This window comes from Streptomyces sp. DH37 (assembly GCF_029813835.1).
Lineage (GTDB): Bacteria > Actinomycetota > Actinomycetes > Streptomycetales > Streptomycetaceae > Streptomyces.
Genome location: NZ_JARVKV010000008.1, coordinates 75219 through 94947, shown reverse-complemented (window position 1 = coordinate 94947; position 19729 = coordinate 75219). Strand labels below are relative to the sequence as shown.

At 73.2% G+C, this 19729-nt stretch carries 18 protein-coding genes; 13 read left to right on the top strand and 5 right to left on the bottom strand.

Annotated features, from left to right (window positions below):
• The first annotated feature begins 5 nt into the window (after positions 1-5).
• From QC029_RS06850 to QC029_RS06795, 12 genes are all read left to right on the top strand, one after another.
• Positions 6-1049, top strand: a complete 1044-nt coding sequence (locus QC029_RS06850; protein WP_279554539.1) for an LLM class flavin-dependent oxidoreductase — start codon at positions 6-8, stop codon at positions 1047-1049.
• Between the two features lie 47 nt (positions 1050-1096).
• The gene (locus QC029_RS06845; protein WP_279554538.1) at positions 1097-1795 is read left to right on the top strand and encodes an HAD family hydrolase; all 699 of its coding nucleotides are present in this window, start codon (positions 1097-1099) and stop codon (positions 1793-1795) included.
• Entirely contained in the window at positions 1795-2787 is a 993-nt protein-coding gene (locus QC029_RS06840; protein ID WP_279554537.1) for a carbohydrate kinase family protein, read from the top strand. Before QC029_RS06845 ends, QC029_RS06840 begins: the two co-directional genes overlap by 1 nt.
• A gap of 178 nt (positions 2788-2965) precedes the next feature.
• Positions 2966-3877 carry an ABC transporter substrate-binding protein gene (locus QC029_RS06835; RefSeq protein ID WP_279554536.1) on the top strand — a complete coding sequence of 304 codons (912 nt, stop codon included), beginning with the start codon at positions 2966-2968 and terminating at the stop codon, positions 3875-3877.
• A gap of 32 nt (positions 3878-3909) precedes the next feature.
• A complete protein-coding gene (locus QC029_RS06830) occupies positions 3910-4962 on the top strand; it encodes a beta-ribofuranosylaminobenzene 5'-phosphate synthase family protein (protein ID WP_279554535.1) in 1053 nt (350 codons plus the stop codon).
• A gap of 27 nt (positions 4963-4989) precedes the next feature.
• Complete coding sequence (locus QC029_RS06825; RefSeq protein WP_279554534.1) at positions 4990-6003, top strand: phosphoribosylaminoimidazolesuccinocarboxamide synthase; 1014 nt, start codon at positions 4990-4992, stop codon at positions 6001-6003.
• A complete protein-coding gene (locus tag QC029_RS06820) occupies positions 5994-7418 on the top strand; it encodes an adenylosuccinate synthase (protein WP_279554533.1) in 1425 nt (474 codons plus the stop codon). The genes QC029_RS06825 and QC029_RS06820 overlap by 10 nt, the downstream gene beginning before the upstream one ends.
• Positions 7408-9687 (top strand): anthranilate synthase component I, encoded by a 2280-nt coding sequence (locus tag QC029_RS06815; RefSeq protein WP_336621561.1) that lies wholly within the window; start codon positions 7408-7410, stop codon positions 9685-9687. Before QC029_RS06820 ends, QC029_RS06815 begins: the two co-directional genes overlap by 11 nt.
• A 5-nt stretch (positions 9688-9692) precedes the next feature.
• Positions 9693-11009 (top strand): amidohydrolase family protein, encoded by a 1317-nt coding sequence (locus tag QC029_RS06810; protein WP_279554532.1) that lies wholly within the window; start codon positions 9693-9695, stop codon positions 11007-11009.
• A complete protein-coding gene (locus tag QC029_RS06805) occupies positions 11006-12100 on the top strand; it encodes an LLM class flavin-dependent oxidoreductase (RefSeq protein WP_279554531.1) in 1095 nt (364 codons plus the stop codon). Before QC029_RS06810 ends, QC029_RS06805 begins: the two co-directional genes overlap by 4 nt.
• Positions 12100-12843, top strand: a complete 744-nt coding sequence (locus QC029_RS06800) for an acetoacetate decarboxylase family protein (RefSeq protein ID WP_279554530.1) — start codon at positions 12100-12102, stop codon at positions 12841-12843. The genes QC029_RS06805 and QC029_RS06800 overlap by 1 nt, the downstream gene beginning before the upstream one ends.
• Positions 12830-14140 carry a CaiB/BaiF CoA-transferase family protein gene (locus QC029_RS06795; protein WP_279554529.1) on the top strand — a complete coding sequence of 437 codons (1311 nt, stop codon included), beginning with the start codon at positions 12830-12832 and terminating at the stop codon, positions 14138-14140. The genes QC029_RS06800 and QC029_RS06795 overlap by 14 nt, the downstream gene beginning before the upstream one ends.
• Here the strand turns inward: QC029_RS06795 and QC029_RS06790 are convergent.
• Genes QC029_RS06790 through QC029_RS06770 form a run of 5 tightly spaced genes read right to left on the bottom strand, consistent with a single transcriptional unit; the run spans position 14121 to position 18325 of the window.
• Positions 14121-14681 (bottom strand): TIGR03086 family metal-binding protein, encoded by a 561-nt coding sequence (locus tag QC029_RS06790; RefSeq protein WP_279554528.1) that lies wholly within the window; start codon positions 14679-14681, stop codon positions 14121-14123. The two genes, QC029_RS06795 and QC029_RS06790, sit on opposite strands and share 20 nt — an antisense overlap.
• 58 nt (positions 14682-14739) lie before the next feature.
• On the bottom strand, positions 14740-15324 hold the full coding sequence (locus QC029_RS06785; RefSeq protein WP_279554527.1) for a hypothetical protein: 585 nt from the start codon (positions 15322-15324) through the stop codon (positions 14740-14742).
• A gap of 27 nt (positions 15325-15351) precedes the next feature.
• Entirely contained in the window at positions 15352-15906 is a 555-nt protein-coding gene (locus tag QC029_RS06780; RefSeq protein ID WP_279554526.1) for an NUDIX domain-containing protein, read from the bottom strand.
• A 3-nt stretch (positions 15907-15909) separates the two neighbouring features.
• Positions 15910-17175, bottom strand: a complete 1266-nt coding sequence (locus QC029_RS06775) for an acyl-CoA dehydrogenase family protein (RefSeq protein ID WP_279554525.1) — start codon at positions 17173-17175, stop codon at positions 15910-15912.
• Between the two features lie 31 nt (positions 17176-17206).
• On the bottom strand, positions 17207-18325 hold the full coding sequence (locus QC029_RS06770; protein ID WP_279554524.1) for an acyl-CoA dehydrogenase family protein: 1119 nt from the start codon (positions 18323-18325) through the stop codon (positions 17207-17209).
• Positions 18326-18834: 509 nt separating this feature from the next.
• Between QC029_RS06770 and QC029_RS06765 the strand changes: the two genes are divergently transcribed.
• On the top strand, positions 18835-19701 hold the full coding sequence (locus QC029_RS06765) for a hypothetical protein (RefSeq protein ID WP_279554523.1): 867 nt from the start codon (positions 18835-18837) through the stop codon (positions 19699-19701).
• Positions 19702-19729 lie beyond the last annotated feature (28 nt).

Sequence of the window (19729 nt, the reverse complement as noted above, 5' to 3'; positions counted from 1 at the left end):
GGGACGTGACGACATCCGGGAACCGGCGACTCCAGTTCGGCGTGCTCCAGTTCTTCTCCTGGTCCGGCCGGAAGGTCCCGCTGCCGTCCGTCTACAGCCGCGCGCTGGAGCGGGTCGACATCATGGAGAGGTCCGGCCTCTACGAGGCGGTCTGGCTGGCCGAGCACCACTTCACGACCTACTCGGTCTCGCCGTCGGTGAGCGTCATGGGGGCGATGGTGGCCGCCCGTACCGAGCGGCTGCGCATCGGCACCGCCGTCTCGCTAGCCCCGATGTACCACCCGCTGCGCCTCGCGGAGGAGATCGCGCTGCTGGACGTCCTGTCCGGCGGCCGGGTCAACTGGGGGGCGGGCCGCGGGAACGACCCGGGCGAGTTCAGGGTCTTCGGCCTCGACCTCGAACGCAGCTACGCCCTGTTCCGCGAGAACGTGGACGTCGTCCTGCGGGCGTGGCGGGAGGAACGCCTCACCTACCGGGGCGACTTCCACACCTTCGAGGGGATCGAAGTGCTGCCCAAACCGCTCCAGCGGCCGCACCCACCGGTCTGGCTGGCCGCGTCCTCGCCGGGCGCGATCGCGTGGGCCGCGTCCGCCGGCCACTCCATCCTGATGGACCCGCACTCCAGCCACTCGGACATCGGCGCCAAGTACGCCGCCTACCGTGAGGGCCTGGCGGCCGCGGGGCACCCGGTCGAGGGCCGAGTCATCCCCATGGCGCGGATGGTCGCCGTGGCGCCGACCGACGAGGAGGCCCGCGAGATCGCCCTGCGGGGTGCCCGGTGGACCGTGTCGTCGATGAGCGACCCGGCCCGGCGCGGCTACTCCAGGAGCATCCGCCCGGCCTCCTCGGCGCGCACGGCGGAACGGGACCCGCGCTCCCGCGTGGAGCGGTACGTGGACGACGTCGTGATCCACGGCACCCCGGAGCGGGTCGCGGAGCGGATCCGGGCTCTCCAGGAGGAGGTGGGGCTCCACTACCTGCTCTGCGCACCCCTGGGCCACGGTTCCTTCGTGCGGTTCACCGACGAGGTGATCCCGAAGCTGGTGTAGTGGACCGCCGAAGGACATCGACTCGACAGGGCCTGGAGGGCCGCCTGATGACGAACCCACGGACGGGACAGTGTCTGTTCATCGACGGTGACGACACGCTGTGGGAGAACAACATCTACTTCGAGCACGCCATCGAGGAGTTCATCGACCTGGTGCGGCACGAGTCCGTCACCCGGGCCGAGCTGCGGCACGTGCTCGACGAGATCGAGAGGGCCAACTGCAAGGTCCACGGATACGGGGCCAGGAGCTTCGTGCGGAGCCTGCACGACTGCTACGAGCACGTGCACGGCCGGGAGGCGCCGGACGACCACATGCGCGCGATCGCCGCGCTGGGCGAGCGCATCCTGCACCAGGCGCCCGTCCTCATCCCGGGTGTCCACGAGACGCTCTCGTACCTGAGCGAACGTCACCGGCTGGTCCTGCTGACGAAGGGCGACCACGAGGAGCAGGCGGCGAAGGTGGAGCGCTCCCGGCTCGGCTCCCTGTTCGAGGAGGTCGTCATCGTGCCGGAGAAGACCGCCGAGACCTACGTCAGCGTGGTGGAGAAGGTGGACGTCCCCACCGCGCGGACCTGGATGATCGGCAACTCGCCCAGGTCGGACATCCTCCCCGCCCTCGCCGCCGGGCTGGGGGCCGTGTACGTGCCGCACCCCGACACCTGGGTGCTGGAGAAGGACGCCGTGCCCGAGCCCTCCGACCGGGTGCTGCACGTGGAGCGCTTCGCCGACCTGGCGGAGCACTTCTGATGGCGCCCGCGCGTCTGCTCGCGCTCGGGGACGCGCTCGCCGACATCGTGGTCCCGGTCCGGCCGGGCGACTGCGAGCGGCTGGGCGTGGCGCCGGGCACCGCGGTCTTCCTGGAACTCGACGTGCTGGAGGAGGTCCTGGCCGAACTCGAACGGGCCGGCGGGCCGGCGCCGGTGTCGGCCGGGGGCAGCGTCGCGAACACCTGCGTCGCCTTCGCGGAAAGCGGCGGACGCGCGGCGCTCGTCACGGCCTCGATGGACGACCGCCTCGCCCTGGAGATCCGGAGCGACCTGACCGGCCGCGGCGTCGACGTGCCGTCGCGGTCCACCCGGCGGGGGAGGACCGGGCGGTGCCTGACCCTGCTGCTCCCGGACGGCGAGCGGGCCTTCCTGATATGGCAGGGCGAGCCCTGGCGGCTGCGGACGCTGCACGAGGAGCTGGCGGCGTCCCTCGCGGAGGCCGGGCCCTGCGAGGGGTTGTTGGTCGAGGGGTACCTACTGGCCTCCGAGGACGGGATGGCGGTGGCGCGCTCGGCCATGCGGCACGCCGCCGCCCAGGGCGCCGTGCGCGCCCTGGCCCTCTCCGACCGGAGCCTGGTGGCCGGGCAGCGGCAGCGCTTCGCGGAACTGCTCGCCTCCGGCGTGGACGCCGTGTTCGGCAACGAAGCGGAGGTCGCGGCAGTCACCGGCGCGGACGACGCCCGGGAGGCGGCGGCCGCGCTCGCCCGGGGCGGCACGCTGTGCGTCGTGACGCTGGGCGGCCGGGGCGCGTTCGCGCACGGCCCGGGCGGGCGCCACGTCATCGCCGCCCGGCGCGGTCCGGTGAGGAGCGCGATCGGGGCCGGGGACGCGTTCGCCGGGGGCTTCCTGTTCGGCATGCTGTCGGGACGCCCTCATCCGGAGTGTCTGGCCCTGGGCGACGCGAGGGCGCGCACGGTGCTGGGGGTGCCGCAGGCGCGCACCCCCCTGCGGCAGTCCATCAGAAGTCCCTGATTTTCCTCCGGGAATTCCCTGACGCCGGTCCCGGTGAGTGGAAGAACAATGTTCGACGTGGACGGTTCCAGCCTGCCCTTTTTCTCCGAATATTCGACGTCTTGTTCTTCCGGGAGCATTCTGGTACTTCTTGTCGAGTGGTGGGAAACACCTCTCCCGTGAGAAGGGGATCTCTGTAATGGCGATTACCGTGCGCACCGAGGGGATCGGCCCGTCCGCTGTTTTCGCGCTTCCCTGGCTGGTGGCCGACGAACGGGGCTACTTCGCCTCGGAGGGAATTTCGGTCGAGTTCGTCGAGAACCGTGCCGAGCAGGTCCTGACCCAGCCGGTCGAGGACCACGGCCTCGTCGACTCGATCCGCAACCACGTGCCCTTCGAGGAGGGGCGGGTCGATCTGTACCGCGCCTGCGAGTGGGGGCAGATCAGGCGCGCCCACGACAGCAGGCGGGGGGCGAGGATCATCGGCAAGCGGTCCTCGGTCGCGGTCATGGCCCTCATGGCCGCCCCCGGTTCGAAGCACTTCTACCCCCAGACGCTGGCGAACGAGCCGGTCGCGGTCAGCTTCCACAACGGCAACCACTACGCGGCCATCCAGATGCTCGAGGGCTTCCTGGAGACCGGCGAGATCAAGACGGTGGGCTACCACACGATCGACGGCTACCGCGCGGTCCGGTCCGGCGAGGCCGCCGCGGTCGCCCTGTCGGAACCGTGGATCGCCCTGGCCGAGAAACAGGGCTTCCAGAAGGTCATAGAGACCCACTACGCGGGGCTGGAACTGGCCTCGCCGGACTTCGACCGCGACGTCTACGCGGCCTGCAACCGCGCGATCGGCCGGGCCGTCGCCGATATCAACGCCGACAAGCGCCGATATCTGCACTACCTGATCGACTCGCTGCCGGAGGTCTTCCGGGGCGAGATCACGCCGGATGACTTCCACCTGCCCAGGCTGCGTTATGTGCAGCCGGAGCCGTACACCCGCGTGGAATTCGAGAAGGCGTATTCCTGGATGCTGCGCTGGGGGCTGATCGAGCCGGGTTCCCGCTATGAGGACCTGGTGATCGGGGACCCGGACGCCGGCACCGTTCGCTAGCCGATCCACCACCGAATCCGAGGGAGAGTGTGATGGCCGAGGCGTTGTCGCGGGAGTGGGGCGTGCGCATCCGGACCGGATGCCGCGTGAGCTTCACGCTGATCGACCTCAACGGGGAGACGGGCCGCCGCAACGGCATGGCGTCCATGGCGCTGCGCTCGCCCGGCCTCGAGGCCGTGGTCCTGCCGCACGACTCGAACGAGGTGGAGGCCGACGAGAACGGCTCGGCCCACCTGGAATCCGTCAGGAGCCTGCTGGACCGGCTCCGGGAGGCGTGGCAGGGGCCTCCGGCGAGGGTGGTCATCCGCAAGGGACTCCCGCCCCACACGGGATTCGGTTCGGGCACCACGACCGCCGTCGCGGTCGGCCGCGCGTACGCGCAGTTCGCCGGGGTGTCCGCAGGCATCGCCGAGATCGCCCGGGCCGCCGGGCGGGCGGGCACCTCGGGAGCCAGTCCCAACCTGATAGAGCGGGGGGGATTCCTGGTCGACGGGGGCCACCGCAACCCCGACGACTTCGCGGAGGACCCGCGGCGCTACTTGGTCCCCACCCGCTACGCGGGCGGCGGCAGGCGCCCGCCGGTGCTGATCTCGGCCCCGTTCCCGGCGTGGCCGATCCTGGTGATCATCCCGAACGGCAACCAGATGCACGGTGAGGCGGAGCGCGACTTCTTCGCCCGTACGCTGCCGATCCCGGCGGAGGAGGCGCGGCGCACCGCGCACGCGGTCCTGATGAACCTGGCCACCTCCGTCCTGGAGGAGGACTACACGGCCTTCTGCCGGGCGGTGGACTTCCTGACCTACGAGAGCCACTTCAAGCGGAAGCAGATCGACATGCAGTCGTCCCAGGTGAAGTTCCTGCTGGAGGAGGCGCGTCGCGGCACGGAGATCGACGCCGTCGCGATGAGCTCCGAGGGGCCGATGTGCTACGCCTTCACCCGGCGGCCGCGGGCCGCCGTCGACTGGCTCTCCGGGCTCCGCGAGGCCGGCGTCGTCCGCGACTTCTGGTTCAGCGGCCCCCGCAACGCTCCCGCCGACGTCAGCTGGATACCGGTGCTCGACGACGGCCTGGCCGTCGTGGCCTGAACCCGGACGAGGGCGAGGGAGGAAGCAGTGCCGAAGAGGTTCTCCACCAAGGACATGACCGTTCTCGAGGAGCCGACCGACGACCGGCCCGGCCTGGGTCGCTTCGAGTTCACCGACGACTACTCGGTCTTCCACTACGGGAAGATGCCCGACCGCCTGCCCGGCAAGGGCGAGGCGTGCTGCCGCATCGCGGCCTTCAACTTCGGCCTGCTGGCCCGGGCGGGCGTCCTCACCCACTACCGCGGCTTCCGCCCGCCCGACCTGATGGACTTCGACCTGCTGAGGGTCGTCGATCCGCGGGTGAGCGCGCTCGGGCCGTCGGACGTCAACCACCTCGTCCCGCTCCAGGTCATCTTCCGCAACCTCATCCCCGAGGGGTCGTCCGTGCTGCGCCGTCTGCGGCTGGGGCGCCTGACACCGGCGGACATCGGGCTGGAGCGGCCTCCGGAGTCCGGCACGGTGCTGGAGCGGCCGGTCATCGAGTACACCACCAAGCTGGAGGAGATCGACCGCTTCGTCGGCCGGGAGGAGGCGGCGGCGATCGGCGGCCTGGACGGGGACCGGCAAGCGGAGTTGGAGGAGCGGACGCGGCTGATCGACGAGGTCGTCACCGGGCACGCTCGCGGCCTGGGGCTGGTGCACGCCGACGGGAAGGTGGAGTTCGGCCGGGACGGCCGCGGCCGGCTGATCCTGGTCGACCACGCCGGCACCCCCGACGAGGCCCGTCTGCTGCTGGACGGCGCGCACGTGGGCAAGCAGGTGCTCCGGGACCACTACGCGGCCACCGGCCTGCAGGCACGGGTCGAGGAGTGGGTGCGGGAGGGGCGCCCCCGGTCCACCTGGCCCACTCCCGAGCCACTGCCGTCCGAGGTGGTGGAACTGGTGGCCGAGATGTACCGGTCGCTGTGCGAGGTGTGGACGGGCGAGCGCGTGTGGGGCGCTCAGGACCTGGACCGGGTGCTGGACCGGCTGGCGGACGTCGGCCCGCGGCCGGGCGGGACCGGGGACGGCGCGCCCGGGACAGGAGTGTCATGGACCTGATCATCGTGGGGTGCCAGGCCGGCGACGAGGGCAAGGGGAAGTTCACCGACATCGCCAGCGAGGCGGCGCACGCCGTCGTCCGCTACCAGGCCGGGCCGAACACCGGGCACACGGTCGTGGTCGACGGCCGGGACCACCGGTTCGTGCAGGTTCCCGCCGGCGTGCTGCGCGGCGCCGTCGGAGTCCTCGGCAACGGGTGCGTGATCGAACCGGTCTCCCTCGTCGAGGAGGTGTCCCGGCTGCGCGAGGCCGGCCTGGAGGCCGACCTGCGCATCAGCGAACTGGCACACGTCATCTTCCCGTACCACGTCGAGCAGGACGGCGCGGAGGAGGCATGGCGCGGCACCGGGATCGCCACCTCGGCCGCCACGGGCTTCACCCACGGCACCGGCCGGCTGGGCACCACGAACCGCGGCGTCGGCCCCTGCCGGGAGGACAAGGCGGGACGGATCGGGCTGCGCATGGTCGACCTGCTGGACGAGGACCTGCTCCGGGCCCGCCTGTCGCGCCTGGTCCCCCTCAAGAGGTCGCTGCTGGAACGGGTCCTGGGCCGGCCGGGCGGTCGCCCGCCGGTCGCCGACGAGGTCGACCGCCTGGTCGAGGAGTACGGCGCGGCCGGGCGCGCGCTGGAGCCGAGCCTGTGCGACGTGTCCCGACTGCTCCGGGAGATCCGCTCCGAGGGTCACCACATCGTCTACGAGGGCGCCCAGAGCTTCGGCCTGGACCTGGAGCACGGCACGTACCCGTACGTCACGAGCGGCTACAGCGGCGCGTGCGGGGTGACGGTGGGCACCGGGACGTCGCCCGCCCAGGACTTCACCGTGCTGGGCGTCGCCAAGGCGTACATGGTGCAGGTCGGCGGCGGACCGCTCATGGCCGAACTCGACGGCGCGACGGCCGACCACCTCGTCACCCGGGGCCGCGAATGGGGGACGGTCACCGGCCGCCGGCGGCGGGTCGGCTGGTTCGACGTCCCCATGGCCCGCCGCGCGATCGAGGTCGACGGCGTCCGCCGGCTCTGCCTGACCAACCTCGACGTCCTGGCCGGACTGGAGGAGGTGATGGTGGTCACCGGCTACCGGATCGGCGGCCGGGCGGTCGACTCATTCCCCGTGCGGCTCGGCGAGATCGCGTCGGCCACCCCGGTGCTGGAGCGGCTGGAGGGCTGGCCCGAGCAGGACTGGCGGGAGGTCGCGCGCCGGGGCCCGGAGGGGCTGCCCGCGGCCGCCGGGCGGTACGTCGCCCGTCTGTCCTCCCTCCTCGGCGTGGAGATCGTCGCGGCCGGGGTGGGGCCGGAGCGGACCGACACCGTCTTCTTCTCCGGCTCCTCCCTCCTGCCGCCCCCGCCTCCACCCCCGTCTCCCGGCCACGCCGTCGCCCTCCGGGCCGAGGAGGGACCCCGCGGTGGAGGGTGACGGAGTGGGGCCGCCCCGGCCGCGGCCGGAAGCGGCGGGATCGGCGGGATCGGCGGGATCGGCGGGAGAAGGGGCCGCGACCGCGGAGGAGTTCACGACCGCGGGCGGTGTGACGGTGGAGCGCCGGCGGCTCGCCGCCGGCGGCGACGCGCTGGAGGGCGTCGCCGCGGCCCTCGACGAGCGGCCCGGCATGCTACTGGTCTCCGACACCGAGTACCCCGGCCGGTACACCCGCTGGGGGATCGGCTTCGCCGACCCGCCGCTGCGGCTGACGGCGCGCGGCAGGCGGGTGTCCCTGACGGCGCTCAACGACCGCGGAAGACCCCTGCTCGGCATGCTCGGCCCCGCACTGCGGCGGGCCGCCGGGGTGGCCCGCGTCCAGGGGGACGACACCGAACTGGTGGCCGTCGTCGAGGAGCCCGCCGGCGGCCGCGCCGAGGAGAGCCGCAGCCGCCGCCCGTCCGCGCTCTCGGTGGTGCGCGTCGTCCGCGAGGTCTTCCACTCGCCGGCCGACCGGTACCTCGGCCTGTACGGCGCCTTCGGCTACGACCTCGGCTTCCAGTTCGAGCCCGCCAGGCCCCGGCTGGCCCGTACGGCCGACCAGCGGGACCTCGTGCTGTACCTGCCGGACGTCCTGGTCGTCACGGACCCGGCCGGGGGCGTCGCCGAGCGGCGGCACTACGACTTCCGCAGCGGCGCGCACACCACGCGCGGCCTGCGCCGCGACGGAGGGCCGCGCGAGCCCTGGCCGCCGGGCGAGCCGGGCACCGGCCGCAGTCTGCCGCCCGGCGGGTACGCGGCCCTCGTCCGCCGGGCCGGGGAGGCGTTCCGGCGCGGCGACCTGTTCGAGGTGGTGCTCAGCCAGACCTTCTCCGAGGCGGCCGACCGGCGGCCGTCCGAACTGCTGCGGCGGCTGCGCAAGGACAACCCGTCCCCGTACGGGTTCCTGGTCAGCCTCGGCGAGCACGAGCACCTCGTCGGGACGTCGCCCGAGATGTACATCCGGGTCCGGGGCCGCCGGGTGGAGACGTGCCCGGTGAGCGGGACGGCGCCGCGCGGCTCCGACGCGATCGCGGACGCCGAGCAGATCCGGGCGCTGCTCAACTCCCCGAAGGACGAGTGCGAGCTCACCATGTGCACGGACGTCGACCGCAACGACAAGGCCCGCATCTGCGAGCCGGGCAGCGTCCGGGTCATCGGCCGCCGGCAGATCGAGCTCTACTCGCGCCTCATCCACACCGCCGACCACGTCGAGGGCGTGCTGCGCGAGGAGTTCGACGGCCTGGACGCCCTCCTCGCGCACACCTGGGCCGTCACCGTCACCGGCGCCCCCAAGGCGTGGGCGATGCAGTTCATCGAGGACCACGAGACGTCCCCGCGCCGCTGGTACGGCGGCGCGGTGGGCAGGGTCGGCTTCGACGGCGACGTCGACACCGGCCTGACCATACGCACCGTGCGGATGAAGTCCGGGCGGGCCGAGGTCCGGGCGGGCGCCACCCTGCTGTTCGACTCCGTGCCCGAGCAGGAGGAGAAGGAGACGGAACTGAAGGCGTCCGCCCTGCTCGCCGCGCTCCGGGGCGACGGGGGCCGGGTGCGCGGCCCCGCCCGCGCCGCGCCGCGCCCGCCGGGAAGCGCGCGCCCACGGCGCCGGCGCGTGGTGCTCGCGGACCACCAGGACTCCTTCGTGCACACCCTGGCCGACTACTTCCGCCAGACGGGCGCGGATGTGCGCACGCTCCGGGCGCCGCTGACCCACGGGGAGCTGGCGGACGAACGCCCCGGTCTCCTGGTCCTGTCGCCCGGGCCCGGCCGGCCGGCCGACTTCGGCACCTCCGAGACCCTCTCCGCCGCGCTGCGGCTGCGGTGCCCGGTGTTCGGGGTGTGCCTGGGCCTGCAGGCGGTCGTGGAGCACTTCGGCGGGTCCCTGTCGCTGCTGCCCGAGCCCGTGCACGGCAAGACATCCTGGATCAACGTCGTGGGCGGCAGGCTCCTCGGGGACCTGCCGCGCAGGTTCGCCGCGGGGCGTTACCACTCGATCCACGCCGCGGCCGTGCCGGACTGCCTGGAGGTCACCGCCCTCACGGACGAGGGGGTGGTCATGGCGGTGGAGCACCGGAGCCTGCCGGTCGCGGCCGTCCAGTTCCATCCGGAATCGATCATGACCCTGCGCGGCGGCGTCGGGCACCGGATCGTCGAGGCGGTGTTGCGCGACCTCGACGATCCGGTGCGGCGCCGGGGGGCCGCGCCGCACGGGGCACGAGAGGAGTGAGGGGTGTGGACGTACACGAGACCGGGTGGTGCCTCGTCACGGCCGACCGCGTCTGGGACGGTGTCGCGGCCGAGCCCGTCGAGGACGGCTTCGTCCTCGTGGAGGGCGAGCGCATCGCCGCCGTCGGGCGCCGCGCGGACCTCGGCGGCGGCCCGGACGGGGTCGGCGTCCGCATCGACCTGCCCGGGGCGACCGTGATGCCCGGCCTGATCGACTGCCACGTGCACCCAACCCTGTCGGGATCGCCCGTGCCGATCCGCGACTACAAGAGGGAGGCCCGGGCCGGCACCGCCGCCCTGACGGTGCGGGCCGTGCGCAACCTGCGGGCCGCGGTGGAGGCCGGCGTGACCACGGTGCGCGATCTCGGGACGGTCGACGAAGTGGCCTTCCCCGTCCGCGCCGCCGTGGCCGACGGCAGGATCCCCGGCCCCCGGATCCTGACGACCGGGCGGCCGATCACCGTCACCGGAGGGCACTGCCACTGGTTCGGCGACCAGTGCGACTCGGCCCTCGACATCCGGGTGGCCGTCAGGCGCCGGGTCCGGGACGGAGCGGACTGGATCAAGCTGATGCTCAGCGGCGGCAACCTCACCCCCCGCACCAATCCGCACCGGCCCCAGTACAGCGAGGAGGAGGTCCGGGCCTGCGTCGAGGAGAGCGACCGGCTGGGCCGACCGGTCGCGGTCCACGCCTACGACCCCCTCAGCATCCGCCGGGCGGCCGAGGCCGGCGCGCGCACGATCGAGCACTGCCTGTTCGAGACCGCGGAGGGCATCGAGTACGACCCCGCCACCGCGGACCTGATGGCCGCGCGCTCGGTCGCCTTCGTCCCCACCATCAGCGGAGCCCTCCGGCGGATGGGGACCGCGGAGCCGGACGGGCCCGGCATGGTCGCCCCCCGGTTCCACCAGCGGCAGGAGCGGATCCGCGAGGTCTTCCGGCTGCTGCTCGCCGCCGGGGTCCCCATGGCCGCCGGCTCGGACGCCGGTGTGCCGCAGCGCCGCTTCGACGGCTTCCCGGCGGACCTGGCCGCCCTCGTCGGCGACGAGGGCATCGGGCTGACCAGTCACCAGGCCCTGGTCGCCGCGACCTCCGGAGCGGCGGCGCTGCTCGGCCTCGACGACACGGGGGTCCTGGAACCGGGGCGGCGCGCGGACCTGCTCGCCGTGGACGGCGACCCGCTGCGCGACGTCGGGGCCGTCGCCCGCCCGCGCCTGGTCCTGGCGGCGGGGCGGCCGGCGCGTGGACCGGCCGCCCGCCCGGAGGACCGCCACCGGCACCCCGGCGGCCCCGACACCGAACCCGATGGGAGCGCTACATGAAGTTCGGCATCTTCTTCGAGCTCTCGGTACCGCAGCCCCTGGCGCGCGAGGACGAGGTCCAGGCCTACCGGGACGCGCTCGAGCAGTGCCGGCTCGCCGACGAGCTGGGGTTCACCACCGCCTGGGCGGTCGAGCACCACTTCCTCCAGGAGTACTCCCACTGCTCGGCCCCTGAGGTGTTCCTCACCGCCGTGGCCATGTCGACCACGCGGCTGCGCGTCGGCCACGGCGGGGTGGTGTGCGTACCGCGGATCAACCACCCCATACGCGTCGCGGAGCGGGCCGCCGTGCTCGACATCGTCTCCGGCGGCCGTCTGGACGTGGGCACCGCACGGGCCTCGACCATCACCGAACTCGGCGGCTTCCTGGCCGATCCCGACACCACGAAGGCGTCCTGGGACGAGTTCGTCCACGTACTGCCCCGGATGTGGACCGAGGAGCGGACGGCCTACGAGGGGACCACCTTCTCCTTCCCCGAGCGTCCCGTGGTGCCCAAACCCGTGCAGGACCCCCATCCGCCGCTGTGGGTCACGGTGACCTCGCCGGGGACGGAACGCGACGCCGCGGACCGGGGCATCGGCTGCCTGGGGGTCGCAGCGGCCGACTTCAGGGAGCAGGAGCGGCGCACCGGCGAGTACCGCAGGCGCATCCGGCAGTGCGATCCCGTCGGAGCGGCGGTCAACGACCAGGTGACGACCATGAACTACCTCTTCTGCCACGAGGACGACGCCGTCGCGAACCGGGTCGGGGGAGCGATGTACACGGCCTTCGGCATGCTCAACAGCCAGTTGCTGTGGGCCAGGGAGGTCTATCCGACGCCCGCCTACCGGTCGCTGGGCAACCTCGCCGCGGGCGGCGTCGCACGCGTCCGCGACGACGACCCCGCCGCGCGCCGGCCGGTGCCCGAAGGCGTCGCGATCGGCGACCCGGACCGGATCGTCAGGGCCATCAAGGTGTGGGAGGGCATCGGAGTGGACGGGATCAACTTCCTGCTGAACACGGCGAACCTGATACCGCAGGCGCAGGTGCTGGAGAGCATGCGCCTCTTCGCCCGGGAAGTCATGCCCCACTTCGCGGAGGAGGGACGCTGATGCTCCACGGAACCGCCGATCCCGACACCATGGCCGCCGACGCCCCGTTCGTCGCCGCCCCGGCCACCGAGCCGCTGGTGTGCCGCGGGGCCGAGGTCCTCCAGGTCGTCTACGAGGTCCACAGCGCCTCGCGGCAGGACGTCCTGCCCCCGGCCCTGCACCCGGTGAACCCACCCGCGATCACCGTGACGGTCCTCAGGGCGGAGGACAGCGACGCCGGCCCCTTCGCCCTCGCGGAGACCCGCGTCGTGTGCCGGACCGGCGCGCGGAGCCGGGGCTTCCACGTCTCGTGCTTCGTCCGGGGCGAGGAGGCCGCCGGAGTGCTCGCCGAGCGGTGGGGCTACCGGACCCGCCCGGCCGGGATCGAACTGCGGCGCGGATACCACGGCTCGGAGGCCGAGGTCCGCTGCGGGGACCACCTGGTGCTCGGCGCGCGGCTCCGGCGCCCCGTGCCGCTGTCGGCCGCCGACCTGCAGTTCACCGACTCCATGCACCTGGCCCGCACACCGCGCGGGAACCGGCTCGTACAGGTCGAGCGCGCCTACGAGGTGCGGACGGCGGAACGCGGCCTCCCGTCGCTGACCGCCTTCGACGGCCAGGCCTGGGGCGAGCCGCGGCTGCGCCCCTCCCACCCGATATCGGCCGTCTCGCTGACCGCCGACGTGACCCTCCGGCCGGTCCGCTACGTGTGCCGCGCCGATGTCAGTGCCGTGGAAGGGACGGAACGCGTTGACCAGGGCTAGCACACCGGAGGACGGACGGGACCACCTCACCGGGCACGAGCGGGCCGCACCGATGCGGCCCGGCCCCACCGGCCCCCTGCGGGGAGTCCGGGTGATCGACCTCACCCGGGCCGTCTCGGGACCGTTCTGCACGATGATCCTGGCCGACCTGGGCGCCGAGGTGATCAAGGTCGAACCGCCCTCGGGCGACCTCCCCCGGTTCAGCGGCCCCTTCACCAAGGACGACACCACCCGGGGGATCGGCGGCCTGTTCGGCAGCATCAACAGGAACAAACTGGGCATCGTGCTGGACCTCACCACTCCCGCCGACCGGGAACGGCTGCTGCGGCTGACCGACACGGCGGACGTACTGGTGGAGAACTACCGGGCGGGCGTGATGGAGCGCTGGGGCCTCCAGTACGAGGCGCTCCACGAGCGCAACCCCGGGCTGGTCTACGCCTCCATCAGGGGCTTCGGCGACCCGCGCACCGGCAGGAGCCCCTACGTGGACTGGCCGGCCTACGACATCGTCGCGCAGGCCATGGGCGGGCTCATCAGCATGACCGGGCCGTCCGAGGGCGAGACGGTGCGGGTGGGGCCGACCATCGGCGACCTGTACCCCGCCACCCTGTCGGCCATCGGGATCCTGGCCGCCGTGATCCACGCGCGGGCGACGGGCGAGGGACAGATGGTCGACGTGGCCATGGTGGACTCGATCGTCTCCCTGTGCGAGACGGCCGTCTACCGCTACTCCTACACCGGCGCCGTCAGCCGCCCCACCGGCAACGGCCATCCGCAGCTGGTGCCGTTCGACGTCTATCCCACCAAGGACGGCGAGTGCGCGATCGCGGCCCCGACGGACAACCACTGGAAACTGCTGTGCGAGGCGATGGGGCGCCCGGAACTCGTGGACGACGAGCGGACGCGGACGAACGGGGACCGGGTGGCCAACGCTAGGCTGGTGCAGAGCGCGGTGAGGCGGTGGGCCGCGGAACGGACCACCGGCGAGATCGTCGGGGAACTCGGCGGCCGGGTACCGGTAGGGCCGGTGAACGACGCGGCCGACCTGTTCGCCGACCCCCACCTCCGGGCCCGCGACATGCTCGTCGCCGTGGACCAGCCGGCGGGGGCCCGCCCGGTGGTGCTCCCCAACTGCCCGATCCGCTTCACCGCCACGCCGTCCGGCGTCTACCGGCGCTCCCCGCTGCTCGGCGAGCACACGGCGGAGGTGCTGGCGCGGCTGGACGCCGACGCCGGGGCGGCGGACTCCGGGCTCCGGAACCCGCCGCCGGAGACGGTCAGGGACGACGGCCCGTGAGGGCGAGCAGCCTGGTCTGGGGGTCGGCCCCGGGGTCGGCCTCCACGTCGGCGAACCCCCACTGCTCGCGCATCTGGGGGCGCGAGGCGAGGATCTCGGTGCACGCCGCGACGAGGTCGGGCGGGAGCTGCGGGTCCTCCAGCCCCGCGGCCCTGCCGACGTCCCAGCCGTGGACGAGCACGTCGATGAACCGCTGCCGGGCGTACACCCTGCCCGGCCTGGCTCCGTAGGACAGCGGCCACAGGCGCTCCATGGCGTCCCCGGCCGCGAAGGCCTCGGTCGCCGCCACCACGGACGCCTCGTGCGCGGCCACCGGGTCGTCGCCCAGCAGGTCGCCGTCGAGTTCCCCGCCGATCTCCTCCGCCGTCCGGCCTTTCCCGAGCTCCCGCACCCGGAGGTTGCCGACCACCAGGTGGTTGACGAGCTGCCGCGTGTTCCACGCCTCGCAGGGGGTCGGCGCCTCCCACCGGTCCGCGCCGACGGAGGCGACGAACCGGTGGGTGGACCGCAGGGCTTCCGCGTGCAGGCTTCGGATGTCCATCGAGACCTTCCTCTGTCGCAGGGGCAGGGCTGTGCGGTGACAGGACGCGGGCGCGTCCCTATCCGGCGTCGCCGAGCCGGCCGACGAGCCGCTGTATCGAGAGGTCGTAGGCGGCCGTGCGGGCGAAGGCCTTCTCGGCCAGGCGCCGCCGGAACGCCGGGTCCGTGGCACCCACGGCGCCGCGCGCCGAGGTCAGGGCGCGGAGCACGGCCGCGTAGTCCGCCGGGTCGACGACGGGCAGCACGTGCGCGTGGTTCTTGGCGGCGGCCCGCACCATGGCCGGGCCGCCCACGTCGACGGAGTCCATCGTGCGCTCCGGCGGACCGTCCGGCGCCACGTCGGGGAAGTTGCAGACGAGCACGTCGATCCGGGGGACGCCGTACCGCCGGACGTCGGCCTCGTCGGACGGGTGGCCCCGGCGGTACAGCAGCCCGCCGAAGACCGAGGGGTGGAACGCGCGGACCCGGCCGCCCATCAGCTCCGGGACGCCGGACAGGTCGCCGATGACGGTGGCGTCCAGGCCGCCGCGCCGCAGCGACCGGGCCGTGCCGCCGGTGGCCACCAGGCTCATGCCCAGACCACCGAGCCCGGCCCCCAGCTCCACGACCCCGGTCTTGTCGGTCACCGACAGCACTGCGTACATCCCGGTCCCCTCCGTCCTCCGCCGAGGTCAGTGCGTGAGCAGTGGTTCCACCCGGGAGATCGTGTCCCGGATGTTGGTCTTGGTGACCGCCTCGTGCGCCTCCCGCGGCGTCAGCCAGCGCAGTGGCGCCCCGGGGTTCTCCGGCCGTGCCGCCTCGGGCTTCTCGGTCGCCAGCACGAAGCGCAGGTCCGCGTGCTCGTGCGCGGGCTCCCGCGGGCCGGCCGGGACCGGGACGATCACCAGGTGCCGTACGTCCGCGTCCGGCCACGGCACGAGGTCCGGCAGGCCGGTCTCCTCCTGCCCCTCCCGCAGGGCGATGGCGAGCGGGTCGTCCTCGCCCGGGTCGGCGTGTCCGCCGACCAGCAGCCAGGACTGGTGCTGCCGGTGCCAGCGCAGCAGCACCCGTCCGCTGCCGGGGTGCACGATCAGCGCCGACGCGGTGACGTGCAGGGGGTTCGACCGCGGCCAGGGGTCGCCGGCCGCCACCAGGGCGCGCACCCGCTCGGTGTCCGCGGCCTCCGCCGCGGTCCTCGGGCGGTGGCGGGCGAGGACGTCGAGGACTGTCTGATGGGTAGTCGACATGTGTCAGATCCTAGGTGCGGGGAGTGACGGGGAACGTCCCTCCGCCGGGCCGTCCGGGCCGGGCCGGCGGCCGCCGACCGCCGCCCGCGCCGCCGGGTCCCTGGGCAGCCCCAGGATCCGTTCGGCTATGACGTCGCGCAGGACCTCGCCGGTGCCGGCGTCGATCGTCGCGGCCCGGCCCGACAGGAACGCCCCCTGCCGGCGGTCCGTCCGGTACCCGTCCCCGTCCGGGCGGACCAGCGCGGGAGCGCCGACGACGTCCAGGGCCAGCTCGCCGAACCAGCGGTGGTACTCCGCGCCCAGCAGGTTCACCAGGGCCGCCTCGGGACCCGGGTCCGTCGCCGCGCCGGTGCGCTCCGCCAGGCGCTCGGCGGTCCGGCGTACCAGCGACATACGCGTGTACGCCTCGGCGAGGCGGCTTCTGACCAGGGGGTCCCGGGTCCTTCCGCTCTTGCGCGCCGCCTCGACCAGGTCCCAGAACCCGGCCTCGAGCCCCGGCCGCCCGGTCATCCGGCTCGCCCGCTCGTGCGCCAGGGCGGTCAGGACCGTCCGCCATCCGCCGCCCACTCCGCCGATGACGTCGCGCAGCGGGGCCCGGGCGCCGTCGAGCAGCACCTCGCACAGGTCGTGCGCCCCGTCCGCCCCTCGCACGGGGCGCCGTTCGACCCCGTCGCCGCCGTCCAGCCGCACCAGGACGCAGGACAGGCCGCGGTGCCGGGGCGCCTCCGGATCCGTCCGGCACAGCACCAGCATCACGGTGGCCGAACGGGCCCCGTCGACCCACGACTTCCGGCCGGTCACCACGACCGTGCCGCCGTCCACCGCACCGCGCGTCCGCACGGAGGCCAGGTCGGAACCGTGGCCGGGTTCCGAGTACGCCCGGCAGTACCTGTCGTCGCCGGCGAGTATCGCGGGCAGCAGACGGGCCTTCTGCTCCGCGGTGCCGTGCGCCAGGACGGTGGGGCCGATCACGTGTTCGCCGGCGCCCCGTCCGATCCTGGGCACCCCGGCCCTGGCGCACTCCTCCTCGAGGACCAGCGTCTCCCGCAGGGTCAGCCCCGCGCCGCCGTACCGCCGCGGCCACATGGGGCAGACCAGGCCCGCGTCGAGGAGCGTGCGCTCCCACAGCGGGCTCCCCCCGGCACCGGCCGGGGCGTTGGCGGAGATCCACGCACGGATGCGCCGGCGGAACGGCTCCGCCTCCCGCCGGGCGCCGCGGGCAGGGCCCGGGATGCGGGGGAACGGGGGCCGGCCGGGGGATCGTTCCATGCTCGTCCCTCCTGTGGTGGTCTCGCGGTCGTCAGACACCGATGCGCTGCGCCAGGAGCTCCCGGTGGTGGGCGGCGTCGCCGAAAAGGAGTTCACTGCTCTTGGCCCGCTTGAAGTACAGATGGGCCGGGTGCTCCCAGGTGAAGCCGATGCCCCCGTGGATCTGGATGTTCTCGGCGGCGGCGTGGAAGAACGCCTCGGAGCAGTAGGACTTGGCGAGGCTCGCCAGGACCGGCGCCTCGTCGTCCCCCAGCGCCACCGCCCGCGCCGCGTGCCAGGCGGCCGATCTGGCCGACTCCACCTCCAGCAGCATGTCCGCGCACTTGTGCTTGATCGCCTGGAAGCTGCCGATGGGCCGTCCGAACTGCACCCTGATCTTGGCGTACTCGACGGCCATCTCCAGCACCCGCTGGGCGCCCCCCACCTGCTCGGCCGCCAGCGCGACGGCCGCGAGGTCGAGCATCCCGGCCACGGCCGGCCAGCCGCGGCCCTCGGGGCCGACCGGGCGCGCGGGGACCCGGTCGAAGGAGAGCACGGCGAGCTTGCGGGTCTGGTCCAGCGTGGGGACGGGAACCGCCGTGAGACCGCTCGCCCCTCCGCGAACGGCGAAGAGCGACACCCCGGCGCCGGTCCTGGCGGCCACCAGCACCAGATCGGCCACGTGGCCGTCGAGGACGTAGTGCTTCTCGCCGGTCAGGCGCCAGGTTCCGTCCGCTCCTCGGACCGCCTCCAGCGTGATCCCGGACTCGGTCCACAGCCCCGGCCGTTCGGCCAGGGCGACCGTGGCGATCGTCCGCCCGCTCGCGATGCCGGGCAGGTGGGCGCGCTTGGCCTCCTCGTCCCCGCAGGAGAGGAGCAGCCCGGCCGCCATCGCCACGGTGGCGAAGTACGGCGCGCACAGCAGCGCCCGGCCCATCTCCTCGAGGACGACACCCAGTTCGGCCCATGTGTGGCCGGCGCCCCCGTACTCCTCGGGAATGGGTATCGCCATGAGCTCCAGTTGGTCCGCCATCTGTTTCCAGACACCGGGATCGAATCCCTCGGCACCGTCCATCAGACGCCGGACCTCGCTCTCGGGCGATTTTTCGGCGAGGAAGCGGCGCACCGTGCGGCGCAATTGCTCGTGGTCGTCGCCGAGTGGGTGGTCCACAGCAGCAGCTCCCGTCGGCTGGGAAGAATTCCGGGCGATAATCTAAGCGACCTGACGCCGGTCCGGGAGTAGGCGTCCGAATCAGGCCGGATGCCGTTGTCCGTGCGACTCGCGGACTGGCGGGAATTCCATCGGCGGGCGGGCCGGGAATCAGCCGGCCGGCAGCCTCCGATGCCCGGTCCCTCGCGTCAAGCCGATCGAACACCTGGCGGCGCGGCCTCGCAAGCCGCTTTCACGACAACCTCCAGATGCCATCGGAAATTGACTGCTTGACGGCTGCAACGGCGTCAGTAGGATGGCTGTCCTGTGCCAAGCCGCCGCGCTGCCCGGCTATCGTCCCGGTGCGCTGATCATTTCGTGACGCGGTGCTGTACCGCCTGTTCGGCGATGTGAAACCCGTGAGATCCGAGCGTGATCAAGGTAATCAGCCTGGAGTGGCGATGAGTGTTCCTCCGATGAAGCTCAGCGGTCTTGTTCCCTCGATAGACGGAGGGGAATTGGAGGCCGGAATGCGATCGGCGGCGGAGGCCGTCGGGACCCAGTTGACCGAGTGGGGGTTCATGGCCGTCGAGGTGCCGGGCATCGGCGGGCGCGTCGAGGCGATGATGAGCAGTTTCGCGGCGGCCTGCTCCTCCGCCGAGCCCAGCCTGTCGGACTACGCCTACTCGCGGGTGCCGCAGATCTCCAGCGGCGGCACGCACGGTTTCTTCCCCTACCTCTCGGAGGTGCCGCGGCTGGCCAACGGCGTACCCGACCCGAAGGAGTTCATCCACGTCAGCGGCGCGATGATCGACGACCGGCCGCCGGGAGCGGCACAGGTGCTGCGGGCGTTCCCCGAGTTCGGCGAAGCGGCCCGCGAGGTCTTCGACGCCGCCTTCACCCTCGTCTCGCTCTTCGCGGAGATCGTCCACGGCATGCTCCCGGTGGACGCGCCGCCGCTGGAGCTCTCCCGGGACGCGGCCAACCTCCGGGTCATCCGCTACCGGGACGTCGGCGACCGGGAGGTCCTCGCCCACGAGCACTCCGGTATCCAGATGCTGGGGCTCCAACTGCCGCCCGGCGACCAGGGGCTGCAGTACGTCCTCCACGACGGCACCTGGGTCGAGCCGGTGATCGCCGGGACGGATATCGTCCTGTGCAACATCGGCAGGATGCTCGCCAGTGCCTCCGGTGGGCGGTTCCGCCCCTCCACCCACCGGGTGCACCGCTCGGACACGGAATCGGGCTACGAACGGCTGTCGTCGGTCCTCTTCGCCTACCCGCCCCACGGCGCGCGGCAGTGGAAGGTGACGGAGGACGGAGTGACGGTCATGGACGCGACGTGGGGCGACTTCATCGCCGACAGGTTCGCCGGACTGGGCGGCCGGCCCTCGTAACCGGCGGGCGGGCCCGGAGGAGCCGCCC

Coding starts and splice junctions, on each gene's coding strand:
- QC029_RS06845 (WP_279554538.1), top strand. CDS start 1,097: ATGACGAACCCACGGACGGGACAGTGTCTGTTCATCGACGGTGACGAC.
- QC029_RS06840 (WP_279554537.1), top strand. CDS start 1,795: ATGGCGCCCGCGCGTCTGCTCGCGCTCGGGGACGCGCTCGCCGACATC.
- QC029_RS06835 (WP_279554536.1), top strand. CDS start 2,966: ATGGCGATTACCGTGCGCACCGAGGGGATCGGCCCGTCCGCTGTTTTC.
- QC029_RS06830 (WP_279554535.1), top strand. CDS start 3,910: ATGGCCGAGGCGTTGTCGCGGGAGTGGGGCGTGCGCATCCGGACCGGA.
- QC029_RS06820 (WP_279554533.1), top strand. CDS start 5,994: ATGGACCTGATCATCGTGGGGTGCCAGGCCGGCGACGAGGGCAAGGGG.
- QC029_RS06805 (WP_279554531.1), top strand. CDS start 11,006: ATGAAGTTCGGCATCTTCTTCGAGCTCTCGGTACCGCAGCCCCTGGCG.
- QC029_RS06800 (WP_279554530.1), top strand. CDS start 12,100: ATGCTCCACGGAACCGCCGATCCCGACACCATGGCCGCCGACGCCCCG.
- QC029_RS06790 (WP_279554528.1), bottom strand. CDS start 14,681: ATGGACATCCGAAGCCTGCACGCGGAAGCCCTGCGGTCCACCCACCGG.
- QC029_RS06785 (WP_279554527.1), bottom strand. CDS start 15,324: ATGTACGCAGTGCTGTCGGTGACCGACAAGACCGGGGTCGTGGAGCTG.
- QC029_RS06780 (WP_279554526.1), bottom strand. CDS start 15,906: ATGTCGACTACCCATCAGACAGTCCTCGACGTCCTCGCCCGCCACCGC.
- QC029_RS06775 (WP_279554525.1), bottom strand. CDS start 17,175: ATGGAACGATCCCCCGGCCGGCCCCCGTTCCCCCGCATCCCGGGCCCT.
- QC029_RS06765 (WP_279554523.1), top strand. CDS start 18,835: ATGCGATCGGCGGCGGAGGCCGTCGGGACCCAGTTGACCGAGTGGGGG.